The organism is Kitasatospora sp. HPM-01-4 (assembly GCF_051374625.1).
Taxonomy (GTDB): domain Bacteria; phylum Actinomycetota; class Actinomycetes; order Streptomycetales; family Streptomycetaceae; genus Kitasatospora.
Window position 1 is genome coordinate 7,815,272 of the sequence record NZ_JBPQGP010000005.1, and the last position, 19,065, is coordinate 7,834,336.

The 19,065-nt window shown below is 69.4% G+C and carries 15 protein-coding genes and 4 pseudogenes; 13 read left to right on the plus strand and 6 right to left on the minus strand.

Features of this window, described 5'->3' with window-relative positions; all coding sequences use genetic code 11:
- Window positions 1–141 precede the first annotated feature (141 nt).
- Both ACSMTC_RS33820 and ACSMTC_RS33825 read left to right on the plus strand, forming a co-directional pair.
- Complete coding sequence (locus ACSMTC_RS33820) at window positions 142–564, plus strand: hypothetical protein (protein ID WP_436563559.1); 423 nt, start codon at window positions 142–144, stop codon at window positions 562–564.
- Window positions 565–955: 391 nt separating this feature from the next.
- On the plus strand, window positions 956–2,479 hold the full coding sequence (locus ACSMTC_RS33825) for an IPT/TIG domain-containing protein (RefSeq protein ID WP_436563560.1): 1,524 nt from the start codon (window positions 956–958) through the stop codon (window positions 2,477–2,479).
- A gap of 856 nt (window positions 2,480–3,335) precedes the next feature.
- On the opposite strand, the gene ACSMTC_RS33830 is transcribed toward ACSMTC_RS33825, so the two are convergent.
- Window positions 3,336–3,683 carry a hypothetical protein gene (locus ACSMTC_RS33830; protein ID WP_436563561.1) on the minus strand — a complete coding sequence of 116 codons (348 nt, stop codon included), beginning with the start codon at window positions 3,681–3,683 and terminating at the stop codon, window positions 3,336–3,338.
- Window positions 3,684–4,247: 564 nt separating this feature from the next.
- Between ACSMTC_RS33830 and ACSMTC_RS33835 the strand changes: the two genes are divergently transcribed.
- The 5 genes and pseudogenes from ACSMTC_RS33835 (at window position 4,248) to ACSMTC_RS33855 (ending at window position 7,914) form a co-directional block, all read left to right on the plus strand.
- Window positions 4,248–4,523 carry a polyprenyl synthetase gene (locus ACSMTC_RS33835; protein WP_436563562.1) on the plus strand — a complete coding sequence of 92 codons (276 nt, stop codon included), beginning with the start codon at window positions 4,248–4,250 and terminating at the stop codon, window positions 4,521–4,523.
- Between the two features lie 4 nt (window positions 4,524–4,527).
- Entirely contained in the window at window positions 4,528–5,568 is a 1,041-nt protein-coding gene (locus tag ACSMTC_RS33840) for a polyprenyl synthetase family protein (protein WP_436563563.1), read from the plus strand.
- 77 nt (window positions 5,569–5,645) lie between these two features.
- The gene (locus tag ACSMTC_RS33845; RefSeq protein ID WP_436563564.1) at window positions 5,646–6,839 is read left to right on the plus strand and encodes an oxygenase MpaB family protein; all 1,194 of its coding nucleotides are present in this window, start codon (window positions 5,646–5,648) and stop codon (window positions 6,837–6,839) included.
- Window positions 6,840–7,032: 193 nt separating this feature from the next.
- Window positions 7,033–7,574 (plus strand): annotated as a pseudogene (locus ACSMTC_RS33850) (ATP-binding protein); the annotation flags it as partial.
- A gap of 136 nt (window positions 7,575–7,710) precedes the next feature.
- Window positions 7,711–7,914 carry a hypothetical protein gene (locus ACSMTC_RS33855; RefSeq protein ID WP_436557616.1) on the plus strand — a complete coding sequence of 68 codons (204 nt, stop codon included), beginning with the start codon at window positions 7,711–7,713 and terminating at the stop codon, window positions 7,912–7,914.
- A gap of 56 nt (window positions 7,915–7,970) precedes the next feature.
- On the opposite strand, the gene istB is transcribed toward ACSMTC_RS33855, so the two are convergent.
- Together istB and istA are read right to left on the minus strand one after the other, a co-directional pair.
- Window positions 7,971–8,741, minus strand: a complete 771-nt coding sequence (gene istB / locus ACSMTC_RS33860) for an IS21-like element helper ATPase IstB (RefSeq protein ID WP_436557615.1) — start codon at window positions 8,739–8,741, stop codon at window positions 7,971–7,973.
- Window positions 8,738–10,090: an IS21 family transposase gene (istA, locus tag ACSMTC_RS33865; protein ID WP_436557614.1), complete on the minus strand. Its 1,353-nt coding sequence runs from the start codon at window positions 10,088–10,090 to the stop codon at window positions 8,738–8,740. The genes istB and istA overlap by 4 nt, the downstream gene beginning before the upstream one ends.
- A 179-nt stretch (window positions 10,091–10,269) precedes the next feature.
- Between istA and ACSMTC_RS33870 the strand changes: the two genes are divergently transcribed.
- Complete coding sequence (locus ACSMTC_RS33870) at window positions 10,270–10,551, plus strand: hypothetical protein (protein ID WP_436563565.1); 282 nt, start codon at window positions 10,270–10,272, stop codon at window positions 10,549–10,551.
- 55 nt (window positions 10,552–10,606) lie between these two features.
- Here ACSMTC_RS33870 and ACSMTC_RS33875 read toward each other — a convergent pair.
- Window positions 10,607–11,074: pseudogene (locus tag ACSMTC_RS33875) on the minus strand (class I SAM-dependent methyltransferase); the annotation flags it as partial.
- Window positions 11,075–11,405: 331 nt separating this feature from the next.
- A complete protein-coding gene (locus ACSMTC_RS33880; RefSeq protein ID WP_436563566.1) occupies window positions 11,406–11,624 on the minus strand; it encodes a nuclear transport factor 2 family protein in 219 nt (72 codons plus the stop codon).
- Between the two features lie 324 nt (window positions 11,625–11,948).
- Here ACSMTC_RS33880 and ACSMTC_RS33885 point away from each other — a divergent pair, with 324 nt between their 5' ends.
- Complete coding sequence (locus tag ACSMTC_RS33885) at window positions 11,949–14,300, plus strand: FUSC family protein (RefSeq protein WP_436563567.1); 2,352 nt, start codon at window positions 11,949–11,951, stop codon at window positions 14,298–14,300.
- A 661-nt stretch (window positions 14,301–14,961) separates the two neighbouring features.
- Window positions 14,962–15,657, plus strand: a pseudogene (locus ACSMTC_RS33890) (class I SAM-dependent methyltransferase).
- Window positions 15,658–15,920: 263 nt separating this feature from the next.
- Here ACSMTC_RS33890 and ACSMTC_RS33895 read toward each other — a convergent pair.
- A pseudogene (locus ACSMTC_RS33895) lies at window positions 15,921–16,433 on the minus strand (IS1380 family transposase); the annotation flags it as partial.
- Window positions 16,434–16,540: 107 nt separating this feature from the next.
- Between ACSMTC_RS33895 and ACSMTC_RS33900 the strand changes: the two are divergent.
- From ACSMTC_RS33900 to ACSMTC_RS33910, 3 genes are all read left to right on the plus strand, one after another.
- Entirely contained in the window at window positions 16,541–16,942 is a 402-nt protein-coding gene (locus ACSMTC_RS33900; RefSeq protein WP_436563568.1) for a RidA family protein, read from the plus strand.
- 176 nt (window positions 16,943–17,118) lie between these two features.
- The gene (locus tag ACSMTC_RS33905) at window positions 17,119–17,328 is read left to right on the plus strand and encodes a hypothetical protein (RefSeq protein ID WP_436563569.1); all 210 of its coding nucleotides are present in this window, start codon (window positions 17,119–17,121) and stop codon (window positions 17,326–17,328) included.
- A 285-nt stretch (window positions 17,329–17,613) separates the two neighbouring features.
- The gene (locus ACSMTC_RS33910; RefSeq protein ID WP_436563570.1) at window positions 17,614–19,014 is read left to right on the plus strand and encodes a hypothetical protein; all 1,401 of its coding nucleotides are present in this window, start codon (window positions 17,614–17,616) and stop codon (window positions 19,012–19,014) included.
- Window positions 19,015–19,065: the final 51 nt, after the last annotated feature.

The following is a 19,065-nucleotide window of genomic DNA, read 5'->3' on the forward strand; positions in this document are numbered from 1 at the left end:
TCACGCGCTGGCGGGAGTACGACCGAGGCCGGCACTTCCCCGCCCCGCAAACACCCGAGGTACTCATCGCCGACGCGACCACCCTGACCTGGCGCGACTTACCGACCTGGCACGAAGCACCCTCGACCCACAGGAGCGTTGATGAGGGAACGCCTGGACGAGGTCGAGGCCCGGCAGCTGCTCGTCCGTGAGACGGCCGAACAGCTGCGTGAGCAGATCGCGCGGCTCACCGAACAACTCGCCGCTGCCGAAGGCACCTTGAAACGTCTGGAGATCACCCGCGAGACCCTGGCGGAGCTGGCCGCCGAGAACGGCATTCAGCCGCCGGAGCCGCTGCCGCCCGGATACCGCGAGATTCTGGCCGCCATCGAGAAGGCCGAGGACGGACTCCGCGCCAAGGACGTCTGCCAGGCGCTCCGCCTCGGCACCGAGCCGAAGCGCACCGAAAGCACCCGCGCGAAGCTGAAACGCCTGGTGACCCGCGGCATCCTCACCGAACCCGAGCCGGGCCAATTCGCCCTCACCAAGCCGACACCGGGCACCCCGGAAGCCAACTCAAGCTGAAATCCGACAAAGATTCGTAGAACACCCTCTCGGGACGAGAAGTTCGCCATAGGCCACCTCCAGTGCCCTGCGAAGTTCGGCTACCAACGAACTCGAACGGGCGTTCTCGGACTGGCTCGCAGCGGTGACGGTCAAAGCGAGGATCAGGCCGATGGTTTCAGTGAGGAAACCGCGCTTTCGGTACGAAGTGGCGTTTCGCCCACCGGCGTTGCGGGGATGAAAGGGTCGATTCAACCGGCGGGCTGCCTATCCCTCCTCAGGGTGAGCGGCCCGTGGCTATGCCCGGCGTGCGGTCTGTCGTCGATGTGCCCCAGGGCGGGATCCGCCGTCCTGGGCGAGTTCTACACGACGGCTCGACGGGACGAGGGCAGCCCCTACCGAAGGGGTCCGCATGAGTACGGACGTTCAGACACCAGTGCAGGAACTGCTGCCGATCCCCAGCCCTGTTGGCCACGCCGTCACCGACCAGGTGGCGGCGGCAGGCCCCGAAGACCCGACGATCGCTGTCGGCACCAGTCCTGTCGGGCTGGCGTTCACCCCCGGCGGCGACCTCTACGTCACCAACAGCGGCTCGAACGACGTGACGCTGATCGACACCAGCACCGACACCGTCACCATCGCGAGCATCCCCGAGGGCGGCACCACCCCGAGCTGGCTGACGATCGCCCCCAACGGCAACGCCTACATCCCCAACAACGGCTCGGCCAACGTGTCGGTGCTGAACACCGCCACCAACACGCTCGTGGGCGCCCCGATCCCGCTGTCCGGCGGTCCGGCCGCGGCGGTGGTCGTTCCCAGCGGCAACGTCTATGTCAGCCAGTTCTTCGCGAACAGCGTGTCCCTGATCAACACCACCACCAACACCGTGGTGGGCGGGCCCATCGCCGTCGGCTCCAACCCGGTCGGAATGGCCGTCGCACCCAACGGCAACGCCTATGTCGCCAACCGAGGGTCGAACAACGTCACGGTGATCGACACCGCCACCAACACCGTGATGGGCGCCGCCATCCCCGTCGGCACCCAGCCGAACTTCATCGCGATCGCCCCCAACGGCAACGCCTACGTCGCCAACATCGCGTCCAGCAACGTGACGGTCATCGACACCACCACCAACACCGTCCTGGTCCCCAGCATCCCCGTGGGCTCCAACCCTTGGGGAATCACGGTCGGCCCCAACGGCATCGCCTACACGGCCAACCTCGGGGCCAACAACGTCACCGTGATCGACACCGCCACCAACACCGTGGTGGGCACCGCCATACCCGTCGGCACTGAGCCGATCGACGTGGCGGTCGCCCCCAACGGCAAGGTCTACGTCGCAAACTTCGGGTCGAACAGCGTCAGCGTCTTCCAGGGCGCACCCACGCTGAGCGGCATCAGCCCCAACCACGGACCCGCCACCGGCGGCACCGTGGTGACCATCACCGGCTCCAACCTGACCGGCGCCAGCGTCACCATCGGCGGCAACCCCGCAACCAACGTCACCGTCAATGCCGCGGGCACGCAGATCACCGCCACCACCCCGCCCGGGGCGGCCGGACCGGCCACCGTCACCGTCACCACCCCCAGCGGCACCGCCAGTCTGGTCAACGGCTTCACCTACTTGGCCGACGCCACCTCGCTGACCGCGACCCCGGCGCTGGCCAAGCTGTTCCCGCCGCAGGTGTTCTACCCGTTCCTCTACGCCACCCTGGTCGACCTCGTCACCGGACTGCCGGTGCCCGGCCAGACCATCACCTTCAGCACCGGCAACCGGACCCTGGGCACCGCCATCACCAACGCCCAAGGCACCGCCCAGCTTTCCGAGGCGATCACCTTCCCGCTGATCCTCGCCAACGACGGCTACACCGCCGCCTTCGCCGGCACCGCCCAACTGCTGCCCTCCACCGCCAAAGCAGGCATCATCACCCCGTAGTCGGCGAGGGGGCCGAAGACGAAGGCGGAAATCGCCCGGCCCGGTTGGCAGGCCCGCGTCCCGGCCGGGGCGCTGACCGCGGCTGGGACGTGACCGCCTCCGACGGAACCGTCTCTGAGAGAGGCCTCCGGGGCCGCGCCCGCACCCTCACCGGAACGCGGGGCACGCGCCCGCGCCGGCCGCCACCTCGACGACTACCTCGGCACCGTCCGCGAGGTCCTGCACCAGGCTGTCCTCCAAGAGGAGGCGTGGCCCGGCGTCTTCGCCACCGCCGCCGCCAACGTCGAGCGCTACGCCACCGACTCGTCCGGGTCTGTGTCGTCCAGGAGCGCGCCGCCGGCGCCTTGCGTGCCGGCCGGGCCGTGTACCGGGGGCTCGGTGCATCTACGGGTGACCGTGTCCCGCGAACCGGGGCACTGGCGCGGGGCTTGCGGGAGGGGGTAAGCGGACTCGGGGCTTCGTCAGGCGCCGGGGAGCCGTTGTGCTCCGGGTGCCGGGTGCCGGGTGCCGGGTGCCGGGTGCCGGGTGCCGGGTCGCTGCGAGGGCGGGGGAGGCCTGCGCCCGCGAGGCGGTGTGCGGGCGGCGGCGGGGCTCTCCGAACAGCACCTCGGCCGCAACGCTGAGCGCAGGCTTGGGCAGGGACGCCAGCGTGCCCAGCGCGAAGAGCAGGACGAACACCAGCACTCACCACACGCCCGGCACCGCGCCGATCACGGTGCGCGGTCCCAGAACGCCGTCGACCCGGCCACCGCCGCCAGGATCAGCACCAGCAGCGCGGGCCGGGCCCAGCGGAAGCGGGGCAGGCGGCTCGGCAGGGCGGGATCAGGCATCCATCGAGCCTCTCACAGCTGCGGGGCTACGTGTCGAGGAGGTGGCAGTGCCGGCCTTCGACGTGGCGCGGCAGGTCGGCGAAGCCGGAGGCGGGTGCGACGAACTCGCACAGGACGACGGCCTCGCTGAACCTCCCCCGAATCTTGAACTCTCCGTGTACGGGCCCGTGCTCGGGCAGGTTGCCGTGGACGACCTCGCAGTCGCCGAAGGCGTCCCAGCGGCCGACGGGGCTGGTGTCGGCCCTGAGGTTGTCGCAGGCGTACTCGGGGACGGGCTTCGTGGTGACTGCGGTGGCCGTGGCGGCGGGGCCGGCCAGTGCGGCCGCGGTAGCGGCCACCACCAGGGCGCGGGCGGTTCGTCGGGTGATGCTCATGAGGATTCGGTGCCTCTCTAGGCTTAGGGGATCGCCGGGGAGCCCGGTGGGCTCAGCGTCCCCGGGCCCGAGCCGACGTAACGCCTGAGGACTCGAACGCCACCTGAACAGCTCCGCCTGGTTCGTCAGTCGAGGACTTCGGCCCACCGGCGACGCGGAGTGATCTGGTTCGACCCGGTGCCAGGGAAGTCAGATCACTCGATCACAGACTCCTACCAGCACTGGACCCGCTATGGACAGCGGCAAGTGCCGAGGCCGCTGGTGGTGGGCAGGGCGAGCAGGCCCGAGCAGGTCTGCCGATCCCTCCGGCTACTTGTTGAGGGCCGTCGGAGGGCGTGACAGGGCCAGCAGCGGTGGTAGCAGCATCGGCTTGAATCGGTGAGCACTCACCCGGTTCAGGACTTCGTCGAATCCGGAAATCAGTCAACGCTGGATAGCTCATATCACCCGATCGATGGGTGTCCAGAGGACGGGTGAGGGAAGGGCGGGCGGCGGACCTTGCGGGGTGACAGGGTGGGGGAGTTGGCCGCTGCCGGATCGGCGGCTGGGGAGGGAGCGTGCGAGATGCCGGATTTGGGATCGGAGCGGCGGGGAGTTCTGGGCGAGGCGGTGCTGCTGGCGGCGGGCCTTGCCGATGTGCTGGTCGACGGTCTGGGTGGCGTGGTGGCGCGGGGACGTGCGGTGCTCGGGCGTTCCGACGTCGCCGAGTTGGCCGATCAGGGCCATCGGGAGGTCCTGGCGCGGGGCCGCGTGGTGCTTGGTCGTTTCGCGGTCGAGCCGGCCTACCTGGAGATCGTGGCCCGGCACGTGGGCGCCCGTGGTGACCGTGCCGGCGGCTGAGGACATGCCACACGCCGTCCTCAAGGGGCGCGTGGACGCGGCACTCGGTGCGTTCGTCGACCAGGAGACCGCGCAGTTGCTCGCTATTGACGAAGAACTGGCGCCCGTGGCAAGACAATTGGTGGAAGCAACCCGGCATGGCAAGCGACTTCGGGCGGCGTTCTGCTACTGGGGCTGGCGAGCGGCCGGGCAGGCAGACAGCGACGCGCTGATACGGGCGTCCGCGGCGATGGAGCTGGTGCATGCCGCTGCCGTGGTCCACGACGATCTGATCGACCGTAGCCGGATACGGCACGGCCGCCCCACCGCCCAATGGGCGCTGCGCGACGCGCTGCCGCGCGTCCCGCGGCCGGCGGCGGCTGCCGACGCACTGGCGATGCTGGTCGGTGACCTCCTCATGGCCTGGGCCGGCCAACTGTTCGCCGACTGCGGCCTGCCGGGGGCCTACCTGTCCCGTGCCAGACCGCTGTGGGCCGCGCTGGCACGGGAGTTGGTCGCGGGGGAGTGCCTGGAGATCCTGCACACCGGAGCGCGCCCCGACACCGACACCTCACTGAAGGTGGTCCGCTACAAGACCGCCAAGTACACGGTGGAGCAGCCGCTGCTCATCGGAGCCGTCCTGGGCGGAGCCGGAGTCGAGGTCAGGCAGTGCTTCACCGGCTACGGGCTGCCGCTGGGCGAGGCCTTCCAACTGCGTGACGATATGCTGGGCCTGTTCGGCGACCCGGCGCGCACCGGCAAGGCGAACGCGGACGACATCACCGCCCGGCGCCCCACCGCTTTGCTGGCCGAGACCTGGCGGTGGGCCACCCCCGCCGAGCGCCGCGAACTGCGCATGCTTCTGGGCGGCGCGGGAAGTGACGTCGCGTCGCTGGACCGGGTCCGCGAGATCATGCACCGCACCCAGGCACCCGCCCGTATCGAGCGGATGATCGCCCAGCGGGTCCAGACCGCCGCCGAGGCCCTGGACGCCGTGCGCCTGCCCAGGCAGGCTGCCCGGGCGCTGGCCGATCTCGCGGACCTCGCCACCGCCCGCCACCACTGACCGACGTCGGCCCGCGCGCCCCGCTTTCGCCGCCGCCCAGGATCTCCGCGTCCTTCTCCGACCTGTCAGGAGCCGTGATGACCTACACGCCCGCCGTGATGAACGCCCTGCGCCAGGTGGGCGACGAGCTCGCCGACGCCACCGTCGACGCCCTGTTCGCCCGAGGCGAGATCGGCAAGTTCAACACCCTCATGCGCTACTTCTCCACCGCGGGCCAGGAACTGCCCGACGGCCTTCCGGACGTCGCCCGCGAGTACCTGCACGCCACCAGCACGGCACCGGACTGGGTCGACTGGGGCGAGATGGAGAAAGCCCGGCTGTTCTTCCTCCACAACAACATGCACATCTCCACCGCCCTGTCCTTCGCCGCCATGCCCGCCTGCTACGCCGTCCCGCACGTCGCCAGGCTGCTCAGCGCCACCCACTCCCTCGAGTACCCCTCCCGGCGCATGGCCGAGACCGGCCAGTTCACCGTCTACCTGATGCAACCCGACGCCTTCGAGAACGGCGGCCGGTTCGTCCCCGCCGCCCAGAAGGTCCGCCTGCTGCACGCCTCCATCCGCCACCACCTGCGGCGCGCGGACCGGTGGGACACCGCAGGGCTGGGCACACCGATCTGCCAGGAGGACATGATCGGCGGGCAGATGCTGTTCTCCCTGCTCGTGCTCGACAGCCTGCACCGCCTGAACATCCACATGACCACCGACGGCGCCGAGGCCTACTTCTACGCCTGGCGCGTGGTCGGGGCTATGCTCGGCGTCGACCAGACCCAAGCCCCCACCGACCTCGAGAGCGCCCGCAGCTTCCTCGACCTCTATCTGGCCCGCCACCTCGGCCCCAGCGACGAAGGCGCCCACCTCACCGGGCAGTTGATCGAGATGTACGAGCAGGTCGTCCCCGGCACCCTGCTCGACCCGCTCGTCGGCGCACTGATCCGCTACCTCATCGGCGACACCTGCGCCGACTGGCTCAAAGTCCCCCGCACCTCCTGGGACACCCTCGTCAACGCGGCCCCTGCCCTCCTCGGAGCCCTGGAGACCCTCGAAGACCGCTCCCCACTCGCGACCTGGGCCCTGGACGCCCTGGGCTCCCTGGTCACCCGCTTCGAACTCAGCTCCCTCACCCACGGCCGCGTGATGCACTACGCCATCCCCGAACACCTCAAACCCGACTACGGCGTCTCCCACACCGTCCCGCACCCCCACCGTTGGGCCCCGCCCGCCCCCACCCTCTCCCGGCACGAGCCGGCGGCAAGCGGCCCCCAAAGCTGACCCGCCCAACGGAAGCCGGATTCTCGGCATCGCGCCCCAGCGAAAGCATCGGGAGGCGCGTGTTGGCCGTGCTGTCCTGGTCGCTGTGTAGGCGCCTACACGACCGCAGCGCGGGCCTACGAGGCTGCCTGTTCTACCGTCATGACGTCACCCATTCATGCTCGATGGTCTGCGGATACTGCAGGACATCTATCAAGCCGTCCTCGCGGAGGTCGAGGAGCGGCGCAAGATGCGCCGGGTCAAGGAGGCGGGCTTCCCACGCCAGAAGCGCATCGAGGACTTCGACTTCTCGAAGAGCCCGAACGTCTCCCCGGAAGTCGTGAACACACTGGCAAGGATGAGCTGGGTGAGGGCCGGTCAGCCACTCTGCCTGATCGGCGACTCCGGGACCGGAAAGTCCCACCTGCTGATCGGGATCGGCACCGCGGTCGCCGAGGCCGGCGGCGCTACACGACCGCCGCGAACCTGGTCAACGAGCTCGCCGAGGCCGCCGATGACAAGCAGCTCGGCCGCACGATCAAAAAGTACGGGCGCGTCGACCTTCTCTGCCTGGACGAGCTGGGCTACGTCAAGCTCGACCGGCACGGCGCCGAACTGCTATTCCAGATCTTCACCGAGCGCGAGGAACGGCACGCGATCGCGATCGCCTCCAACCAACCGTTCATCGAGTGGGACCAGACCTTCACGAACAAGCGGCTCTGTCAGGCCATTGTCGACCGGCTGTCGGCGTACGGCCTTGACTCCCCAACTGCGTACGCCTAAACGTCCCCAGCTATCAGGCGGTCTCTGGCGCCAGATCTTGGCTGCTTGCCAGGAGGTCCCAACCGCTCAGGCCCAGTGCACGCGGGGCCTCCGCTACGCTGTCGACCCCATGGGACAGCTGCCGGAGAGCGTAGACCGCGACATCCTGGATCACCGGATCGTCTTCGCGATCAAGGCAATCCGGGAGGTGTCGGACTGCACGTTGCACGAGGCGTTGGACGCCTTCGTCGCGCGCTACGAGGAGCTCCGCCGTGATCGACCGGACGACTTCCAGCTGAACCGCGAAGAGTACGGCCGAGGCTTCTACTCCTGACGCACACTGACACCGGTCAAGCTCGGCGGACAGTCGACGTCCAACGAGGCTGGATGTCAGGCCACTTCCGCGTCTCGCTCGATGGCCTTGAGGCGGTTCTTCAGGCGGTAACTGGGGCCGTTGATGGAGATCACGTCGCAGTGGTGGAGGAGCCGGTCGAGGATGGCGGTGGCGAGGACCTCGTCGCCGAAGACTTGTCCCCACTCGCTGAAGGTCTTGTTCGAGGTCAGGATGATCGAGCCCTTCTCGTAGCGCTTGGAGATCACCTGGAAGACCAGGTTCGCCTCGGCTCGCTCCAGGGGCTGGTAGCCGACCTCATCGACCACCAGGACGCCGGGCCGCAGGTAGGTGCCGAGTTTGTTGGCCAGGCGACCGGCTGTCTCGGCGGCCTTGAGGTTGCGGACCATGTCGTCGAGGCTGGTGAAGTAGATGGAGTAACCAGCTCGGCAGGCCGCGACCGCGAGCCCGACGGCGATGTGTGTCTTTCCCACCCCGGGCGGCCCGAGGAGGGCGGCGTTGGCCTTGGCCTCGACGAAAGAGAGGGTGGCGAGGTCCTTGACCTTGCGCGGGTCGAGGTCGGGCTGGAAGGAGAAGTCGTACTCGTCGATTGTCTTGTGGTGGGGCAGCTTCGACAGCCGCAGGCCCTGGCGGAAGCGCCGGTCGTCGCGGACGGCGAGTTCCTCGGACAGGACCAGGTCGAGGAAGTCGAGGTAGCCCATCTTCGCCTCGTCCGCCCGCCGGGTGAACTCGTTGATGGTCTCCGCCAGGTGGGGCAGGCCGAGCTTGGCGGCCGTGGTCCGGATGCGGTTGCCGGTCAGCTGGCTCAAGAGGGTTCCTTCGTCGGTCGGTTGGTGGTGAAGGGGCGGGTACCGGTCAGCTCGTCGTAGACCGACAGCGGACGGCGGCCGACTTCGATGCGGGTGATCGCGGCCCGGTTCAGCAGGGATTGCAGGGGTCCGGCTTCCCGGCCGAGAGGCCGCTCGTGGCGGGGCTGGGAGGGGACATCACCCGTGGTGGTCCGGCGTCCCTTGCCGGTGGGCAGGCCGTCCCAGTGCGTCTCCTGGACGACGCGGGCACCCCGGCCGACCGCCCTGGCGTGCATGGCCAGCAGTGTCTCGCCGTCGGTGCCGGGGACGGTGGAGTGCAGCATGATTTGCGACTTCGTGGCCCGGATCTCGACCAGCTGGCGCGGTCGCACCTTGCGGGCCGGCACCGAGTAGAGGTTGCCGCCGAAGGCGACCAGGCAGTCCTTGCCGACGGGCCGCAGGTGCCGCTCGGCCACCAGATACGGGGTGGGTGGCAGCGGTTTGAGGGCCGCGTGGTCGCGGGCCGCCCGCTCGCCGATGACTTCGCGGTGTGTCTTGTGGATCTGAGCGCGCCGGATGGGCACCCAGGCGGCGAACGCGGAGTCCATCTCCTCGATGGAGGAGAAGGCCCGGCCGGACAGGACGTGGTCGCGGACGATCAGGACCTGGCGTTCGACCCGGCCTTTGCCGGTGGGGCGGTAGGCGGCCAGGACGTCGGGGTCGAAGTCGTAGTGGCCGGCGAAGCCGACCGCCTCCGGGTGCAGCGGGACCGCCTCGCCCGGGGCGACGTGGCGGCGGACGACGGTCTTGGTGCGGTCGTAGACGATCGTCATCGGTGCCCCGCCGAAGTGCGCGAACGCCCTGCGGTGGCAGTCGAAGAACGTCTGCAGGTCCTGGCTGGTGGTGAAGCAGCAGAACGGGTCGCGCGAGTACGACAGCGTCATGTGGAAGGAGTAGACCTTGTCGATGCCCATGTGGGCGAGGATCTTGCCCTCGTCCCCCCAGTCCACTTGGGCCTGGGCGCCCGGGATCACCTCGAACCGGCGGTGCATCCCCGCCAGCTCCTTCGGTGTGATGCCGAGTTCTTCGGCGATCCGCGGGCGGGCCTCCTGGAGGTAGAGCTTGACGCGCTGGTAGTTCCCGGTGAACCCGTACTCGGTGGCCAGGCGCTCGTGGATCACGGCGGCCTTCATCAGGACCTCCGCCCGGAGCATCGAGTCGACCAGCGGCGCGAACTCGTCGATGACCCTTGCCCGCGAGCGTCCGTTCGACGACCGGCGTGGTGGGGTGGCCGGGCCCGGGGCCGAGAGGTACTTACGGACCGTCTTCCGGTCCAGCCCCGTCTCCCTGGCGATCTCCGACAGACTCATCGACCCGGAATCGAACAGGCCACGGAAACGCCTCAGTTCCAACCAGCGATGCGGATCCAGAACCACCGTCAGCCGCCCTCCGCACTCTCCTCACCGACCAAGCAGCAGAGTGTCGGGCAACAGCCCACGACGCATCAAGAAGCGGCCACGTTCATCCGTACGTGGCTGGGGACGTTCACGTGTACGCCGACACCGGCTCACCTTCAAGGCCCACATCATCGAGACCGGCACCGAGTCCTTCCGCCTGGCCAGCACCACCGCCAAGCCCAAAGCAGCCGCCACGTGACCCGCACCGCCCCGCCGAGCGGGCCGAGCTCGCCGATTTCCTCTGCGGCCTGGCCGACTTCTTCACCACGGCCAGCACGGTGGTCGACGAGGCCGTGAACACCCACTACGGCTTCGACACCGTCATCGACTGGATCATCTGTTCGCTCGAACACCAAGCGGGCACCCTGACCTGACGGCCCCGCACCGCTGCGGGTGGGCGCCATCACCAGAGCGCCCACCCGGCACGGGTCAGACCTGGGCGATCAGGGCATACCGCTCGTCGTTCACCGGACCGCCCCACAAGTCCGCGTCCCCGCTCAGCGGTTCGATCCGCAGATCAGCGACGAACGGCCGCACGACGGTCGCCAGGTCATCGGCACCTACCCCGCCGTTCCACGGCAGCAGCTCCGCCCCGGCCACATACGGCACACCGTGCTGCCCGGACTCGCGCCACCGGCCCTCGACCAGCACCAGCCGGCCGCCCGGCCGAAGCTTGGCCGCCCACTCCCGCAGCGCGGCCTCGGGGTCGGGCAGCGTCCACACCAGGTGGCGCGACAGCACGACATCGAACGCCTGGTCACCGGTGGGTGGCACGGCCGCGTCACCCACCAGGAAGCGGCCCGAAAGACCAGCGGTCGCCAGCTTCTCCTCAGCCTGCTCGACCATCCTCGGCGCCAGGTCCACGCCCGTCACGCGATGTCCAGCCTCCGCCAGGAGCGGGTCTGTCCAGCGAACGTTCGCTGGACAGACCCGTTACCGACGGCCATGGATACCGACGCGACCAGCTTCCACCCGTTCACCCGCCGCACCCAAAACGCTCTGACCAGCGGGGATGCACTACCGGTCAGTCGCTGCAAGAGTGCACCCCACCACACAACTGAAACCCACGGCGACGTGCTGCTTTACCATCGGGTCGTCATCAGCCCTGGAGGGCTCGCAACGTGACGCCAATCCGGCTGGCGATGTCGCGGTGGCTGGTCGTCATCAGCCCTGGAGGGCTCGCAACTCCACCGGCACCGCCTACGGGACCTCCGCAGCCAGGTCGTCATCAGCCCGCAGAGCCGTTGCCCACCCGGTCGGCTATGGCGTCTCTGCCGTGCACGACGGCGTCCTCGCGCTCGGGCCACAGGGCCAGCACGGCCGGGGTCTCGAGCACCCCGTCGTGCGCGTAGAGGGTGGCCATGCCCTCGGCGTCCTGGTCCTTGACGGCCCGGTGCCACTCGTCGAAAACGTGGCGGATCTGCTCGTCGGTATTGTTCGGCGTCATCTCTGCGCTCTCCTCGTGTTCGTCTATCGCCGGATCGCGTTCAGCGCCGGCCTGGGCGCGGGGGCGCCGGTGCCTGGTGCCTGGTGCCTGCATGAGCGTCCCGTCACGTGCTCGGACTCGTTCTGCACCGTCAGAAGATGCTCTCCTTCATTGGGCTCTGGACGAGAACGGCGCGTTGGCGGACAACATCACCGATCAGGTGAGACAGGCGTGGAGCAACATCGAGGGCATCCTCGCGAAGGCCGGAGCGAGCCTGACGGACACGCTCCCCACCGAGCTCTAGCTGCGTCACCCGGCACGAGTTCCGTAGGTAGGGTTGACTGCGTGCCGCAGGAATGGTGGAAACCGACCTGGTCAGTACCAGCTGCGATGCGCGCCGTGCGGGCGGCCGTCGTTGTCCCGTCGCTGTTCGCGATCGCCTACATGGTGATCGGCAGCCCGCAGGCCGCGCTGTACGCCGTATTCGGCGGGATCGCCACGCTGGTCATCGCCGGATTCGGCGGTACCAGGAGCAACAAGTTGTCCGCGCACACGTGGCTCGCCGTCGTCGGCAGCCTCGCGCTGATCATCGGCACGCTGGTCAGCGGGACAACCTGGCTCGCCGCCCTGGTCACGGTCCCCGTCACGTTCGCGATCTTCTTCGGCGGGATCGTCGGCCCGAACGCGGCGACCGGCGCCATCGCGGCCATGTTCGCCTATGTGCTGCCGGTTGTCTCCGCGGGCGGTGCCGCCACGATTCCGAGCCGGCTTGAGGGCTGGTGGATGGCGTCCGTCGCCGGAACCATCGCGGTGCTGCTGCTCTCGCCGCCCGCCCCGGGGGACCGGCTGCGCGCCGCCGCCGCCGAACTGGCGGGCGGGCTGGCCAGCCGGCTGCGCGCCGCCGCCGACGGCCAGACGACGACGCCCGCGGCGATGCGCGCGGCCAGGGAGCCACTGCGCTCCGCGTTCGATGCCGCGCCGTATCGCCCGACCATGCTTGGCACCGCCGACCAAGCGCTGGGCAGCTTGGTGCAGCTGCTGGAGTGGGGCGCGTCGCAGGTTGGCGACGCGTTCGACGGGCACATCGACGTGGCCCGTTCCTGCCCGCAAGACCGCGCGCTGCTGCGCGCCGCCGCAGGCCTGTTCGCCGATACGCAGGCGCTGCTCGCCGGCCAGGCGGCCAACCCCGATCTCGCCGCTTTGGAGAAGGCGCGGACGCTGTCGGCGGAGCGTCTGCGTGACCTGTCCGGCCGCGCCGGCGAGCCGGACGCACGGGTCGCGGCGGCGCAGGCGGTGCACGCGCAGTCGATCGCGGTCGTCGCCCGTGGCGCCGCCGCGGACGCGCTGATCGTCAGCCACCGTGCCTCCGCCGAGGCGGTCGAGGCGGAGCGCCGTGACTGGTACGGCTTCTCCATCGATGCTGCCACCGCCGCGGCGGCCCCGGCCGCCATCGTGCCTGCAATCGCCACGCCTGCCGCCGCCGCGCTGGCCGCAGCGGCCAACTCACCCCGGATACAGGGCCTGATCGGTGCGGTCACACTGGTGCGGCGGCACGCGTCCATCCGCTCGGTCTGGTTCCTCAACTCGCTGCGCGCGGCGGTGGCGCTCGCCGCTGCCGTCGCCGTCGCGGACGCGTCCGGGGTGCAGCACGCGTTCTGGGTGGTGCTTGGCACGCTGTCGGTGCTGCGCACCAACGCCGCGGCGACCGGATCGACGGCGTTGCGCGCGCTGGGCGGCACCGTCGTCGGCTTCGTGGTGGGGGCTGCGCTGCTCATCGGGATCGGGACCCATCCCGGCGCGCTGTGGGCGGTATTCCCGGTGGCGGTGCTCGTCGCCGCGTACGCGCCGGGAACCACGCCGTTCCTGGTGGGGCAGGCCGCCTTCACGGTGACGGTCGTGGTGGTGTTCAACCTGCTCGCCCCGGTCGGCTGGACGATCGGGCTGCTGCGGATCGAGGACGTGGCGATCGGCTGCGGTGTCAGCCTGGCGGTCGGCGTGCTGCTGTGGCCACGCGGGGCGTCGTCGGTGGTCGGCGACGATCTCGCCGACGCCTTCCGCTCCGGCGCGGCGTTCCTGACCCAAGCGGTGGACTGGGCGCTCAGCGAGCTGATGGTGCCGCCGGCCGCCTCGATCGCCGCGGTGAGCGCGGGCATCAGGCTCGACGACGCGATGCGCTGCTTCCTCACCGAGCAGGGAAGCAAGAAGCTGGGCAAGGAAGACTTGTGGACGCTGGTCAACGCCGCGACCCGGCTGCGGCTGACCGCGCATACCCTGGCCGCGCTGCGGCCGGCCACGCCGGTCGCGTCGGCCGACCCCGCAGTCGGAGTCGTCCCCTGGAGCGCCTGCCTGCCGCTGGCGGGGTCGGACGGGTACGCGGGCGCGCCGGCCTGCACCGAGCTCCGGATCGAGGCGGCGGACCTGGCCGGGTTCTACGGAACGATCGCCCAGGAGGTGAGCCGGCCATCACCCGGACCGACGACGGTTTCGCCGCCGCTGTTGATGGCGCCAGCCACGCCAAGGCAGGCGTCAACGGCCGACGCGAACGCACCGGTCGAAGCGTCGCCGGAGCCTGAACTGCCGCACCCGCACCTGCTCTGGGTGCAAGAGCACCTGCATCACCTGAGCAAAGACGCCCAGTCGGTGAGCGAGCCCGCGCAGCACATGGCGGAGGTCCGCCGCCGCCCCTGGTGGCGGTAGCACAAGGGTCGAGCGGGCCTCCGTCGGCGGCGAGGACGTCGAGCGCGCGCAGTGCAGTACCGATCCATCCAGTACCACACCGCCCGTGGCGTCCGCCTCGCCGTCATCCCGGGCGATAACGCCATACCCCTTCTCTGGGATGAACCACTTCACACTCCCCCTGGGCACACCCTCACCCCTTCGCAAGAGCAGGACGTAAACCCAGGACTACCGGCCAGAGCCTTACGGTTCGCCAGGACGGTGTCATTCCCCCATGCGGGCGAACGCGACTCGACGGCTCGACGCACCGTCACCCCGTGGCCCCGCCTGAGAGGGGCCACTGTGCGTATACGGATCAAGGAATCAGACCCAGAGCTTCAAAGGCAGCTACTGAGGCTGGCAGGCTCGGGCCTACTGCAGCCGTAGTTACGCAGAGTGACAAAGGGGGAGAGGTCATCCCGCGTCGGCCGTCGGCGCGGGATGTTCGTGTGCGGGCTGGTCGGTGAACGGGGTTGTACGTAGAGCGGACAATGGACAAGATGAGCGACCCCCGTAACACACCATCTGACTTTCTGTCAGGATGGCCGGCCATGACCGCAGCACGAGTAACCGCCCTCTTCGACCAAGTGGCCTCTGTATACGACGAGGTACTGCCGTTCTTCGCTGGGTTCGGCCAACACACATGGAGTGGCTTGCTCCGGTGCCTGGCACCCGTGTCCTCGATCTGGGCGCCGGGCGCGGCGCCCTGACCGCCGCCGCGCTCGCCCGCGGCTGCCAGGTGACGGCGGTGGACTGCGCCCCTGGCATGGTCGAGCGGATCTCGACCCAGTACCCGTAGGTTCACGAGGCGCGGGTGATGGACGCTCACCAGCTGGACTTCCCCGACGGCTCCTTCGACCTGGTTTGTGCTGGATTCGTCGTCCACCTGCTCGACGATCCGGCTGCGGCAGCCCAGGAGATCCGTCGAGTCCTCGCTCCCGGCGGAGTGTTCTCCTTCTCCGTCCCCGGCGCGGTCGAGGATGCGCCGGAGTGGGAGTTTTACGGTGCCCTCTTCCGCGAGTTTCAGCCCTTGATACCCATCGGCGAAGGACGGCTCAGCCGACCCTTGGATGAGGAGCAGTTTCTCGCGACGGCGGGGTTCACCAGCGTCAGTGAGACCGCCATCGAGCAGCGTCTTCCCGTCCCCGACGCCCTCCACGTCAAAGTGGAATCGATGCGCGGCTACGTGCCGTCCATCCTGGACAAGTTCGGTGTCTCCAGTCAGGAACAGGCATGCGGCCTCGGCGTCCTCACCGGACTCGTACGCCCCAGCGACATCGCCCCCGCGCTGCCCGAGAGCCTGCCCGACGATCGAGCACCCGACACGTCGTCGGGGTAGAGCTCGATAGTCGTCATGGCGCATCCTTCGTGGGCCAGGTCGGACGAGTTCCCGAGCGATCACGGGCGCACAGGTCCAAAATGTCGACCACATGGTGCGAATTACCGTGATACGGGCAGTTTCGCCACGTGGCGGTGATCGTCGACGCCACGCTGAAGAGTGGGTCCGTCGCCGAGAGCTGCCGTGACGCACACGCGTCAGGCGGGCTGTCGCACCGCCGTCCCACGACGATTGTCGATCAGGTTCTGCCAGAGTCCATCCGCGCCGCGGCGTGCGATATCGCTTGCGGAGCCTTCGATGTACGCGTGCACCGCCCACCCGAGCGCGGTAACGTGGTCGGCGGCGGTATTCGAGCCCGCGTTCCCCACGCGGAGCAGCCTGGCGAGGGCTTCGCTGTCGGCGATGTCGGGGCGGTCCAGGAACACCGGTAGTGGGTGGTGGCCGTAGGTTTTCTTCCAGGTCGCTGCCGCGTTCTGTTGGAGTGGTCGATGGTGATGGTGGCATCGACATCGATGTGCAGCCACCCACCCGCGGAGGGTGCGGCACCGGCCGCCCACGCCAGTGCTCGCGCGGCCGTGGCGACCAGATCGGCGAACACCGCCCGGCTCGTACACCCGCGGACCCTTGTATGTGTCCGCGAGCACGGCCGTGACCTGCACCGAAAGTGTGGTCAGGTCGGCGAGTTCGCGCACCATACCCATCCCGGCATGCGACAGGCCACCCAGGCCGTCAGCAGAGATTCGTACCCAGCCTGGCGTGTGGAGTCCTTCAGAAATCCTATTGTGTCTTGCAGGGCAGACACTTTCGCATTTCGCACGCACTCATCGGCGGACTTTCGCGAAAAATCCAGGCTTGACTGACGCCTTACCGACAAGGAGCGAGCATGGAACGGGAAATCATTCGGGTCGAACCCATCGACAGCAATTTCGAGAAGTGGGGCGCGCCGGTGTCGACCTGCACCCGGGCCGGCAACATGGTGTTCATCTCGGGCATGCCGCCTTTCGACCCCGACACCGGGGAAATCGTCCCGAACGCGCCGTTCGAACGCCAGGTCGAGCTCATCCTCACCCAGATTAAGGAGGCGCTCGAGGCCGCCGGCTCGGACCTCGACCATGTGCTGAAGTGCAACGCAATGTGCATCTCGGCCGACCACTTCAACGCTTTCAACAAGGTCTACAAGCGCTTCTTTCCGAACAACCCGCCTGCCCGCATCTTCTTCTGCGTGCCGGAGTGGACGGGCCCCTTCGACATCGAGGTCGACTGTATCGCCGTCACGAAGGACTGAGGGCTGGGACGCCATGACCGCGCCGCGCGCGGTGACGATCATGACCCAGACGGTGCAGGCGGGCCGGCCCGACGCCCCCTCGCCATAAACAGCACACCGAGCCTGGTGCCCTGACCTACCAGATCGCCGCCGCGCTCTCCCAGCACCGGCAGGTCGCCACCACCCATCTGCAGCGCATGCTCGCCCCACACATACACAGCACCCAGATCCTGCGCCGGACCAGGAAGCTGCGCGAGCAGGGCCTGGCCCCCGCCACCGAGAGCCGGGTCGCCGCCCAAGCCCGCAGTGTGCTGGCCAGCAACAGCGAACAGGTCATCGCCGACATCCAGGAACACCGTCGTGTCCACCAAGCCCGCTACCAGGACAGACTCCGCCTCGCAGCCTGAAGCACCACTCACTCAGGACGAACTGCACCCAAACACGTCCCAGAACTTCCCCGCGCACGCTGCACAGATACGCTGACCACGCTTCACATCGCTCGGGATCGGAGTGGATTGGTGGCCGCGTGCGCGCCGGACGCGGTGAGGCGTTCTGGCTCGCTCGCGTCCGGCTTCGGAGTCGGGATGCTCGACCGGAAAGCACCTGACAGGTCGAGGTGGGACCGCTATGCTCCCCGTGATGATGACTCACTCTCAGCGATTGGGGGTCCCGTCCGCGCAAGGTGAGTGCTGATGCTCACTCAGACCGCGAACGGGGATTCCCGCCTTTCCTTCTGGCTGCGCGTGCGCGAGTTCGCCGTGCCGCCCTCCGTGATCGAGACCGCGACCGACCGCCGCCAGGCCGGGGACTGGGCAGGGGCGTGCGCCGCCGCAGGTGTCGACATCGATCTCGATCTGCGCTCCGTGGCACGCACCTACGGCCGAGAGCTCGCAGCCCAGGTCCGGGCCGATCTCCGGCACCTGGCTCCTGACCTGTTGCGCTGGCACATGCCGAGGATCGCTCCTGACGGGCTGCTGCGCCCAGGTGTGACCATTGCGCTCGCCCGGTACGACGGCGCGGGGCGTGACGGTCCCGGCCCGGTGCACCTCGTGGTCCGAACGCCGCCGGCCTGGGCGGATGCCGGTCAGCGGATCAGCCTCGCGCTGTGGGACGGCTCACGTTTTGAGGCCAGCGTCTGCCGCCATCCGCGTCCCCGTTCCGACCGGCGGTACCGCCTCGACCTGCACCGCCACCTGTGGGACACGCGCAGGACCAACGAGCTGCGGATCCGGTCCGGGGCCGATCGCCCGCCCACCGTCGGTGACCCGGTGATCCACTCGGATCTACCGGGGATGCTGCCGCAGGTACGTGGTTGTGCCGTTGACCGCTGGGCGGCCGAGGCGGGGATTCTGCTGCACGCCGAAGAGCGGCCCACCGGCGCCGTCTCCGTGCGGCTCGGAGCCCGACAGCGGCTGGCCCTGGACCTGGTCGCGGACCGGAACGGCGCCGCGCCGCCTGCCCTGCGGATCAGGGCGGCCACGGACGGCGGCACCTCCGCGCTGCCCGTCCTGCCCGACGCGGCGACCTGGAGGCTGCCCGACCTGGACCTGCTCCGCGCCGGGCTGATCGAAGCCGAGCAGCTGCACCCGCTGGTCGCCTCGGCACTGGTACCGGGCCATCGGCCCGCCGGCCCGCCCCGCACCCCTGACCGGGCCGGCGGACCGCGCCTCGTGGAGTGCCGCGGAGCCCGGCACCGGATCGGCCTGATCAACGGGGTACTGGCCGCACTGGACCACGACCCGGCCGAGCTCCGCGGGGAGGAACTCCTGGCCGCACTGACCGGTACGCCGCTTCCCTGCCTGCAGGCGATCGACCAGGCACACCGTCACCCCGAGTGCCTCGACGACGTCCGCGCCCGCCTCGACCACGGCGACACCGCCGGCGCCCTGGCCGTCGTCGAGGCACTGCTCGGCCCCGACGCGCTGCTGCGCGACGGCGCGCTGCGCGACGAACTGGAAGCGGCCACCCAACGGCGGATCACCTACGGGCTGTTCAGGGCGGGCCTGATCGGCCCCGGGCCCGCCCCCAGCCACCTGGACCGCCGCCGTCCCCGCGATCACCGCACGCACCCCCGCCACGTGACCTCCCGCTGACCCAGAAACCTGCGTTCCCTCTTCATCCGTACACCACGAACCCACAGGTGA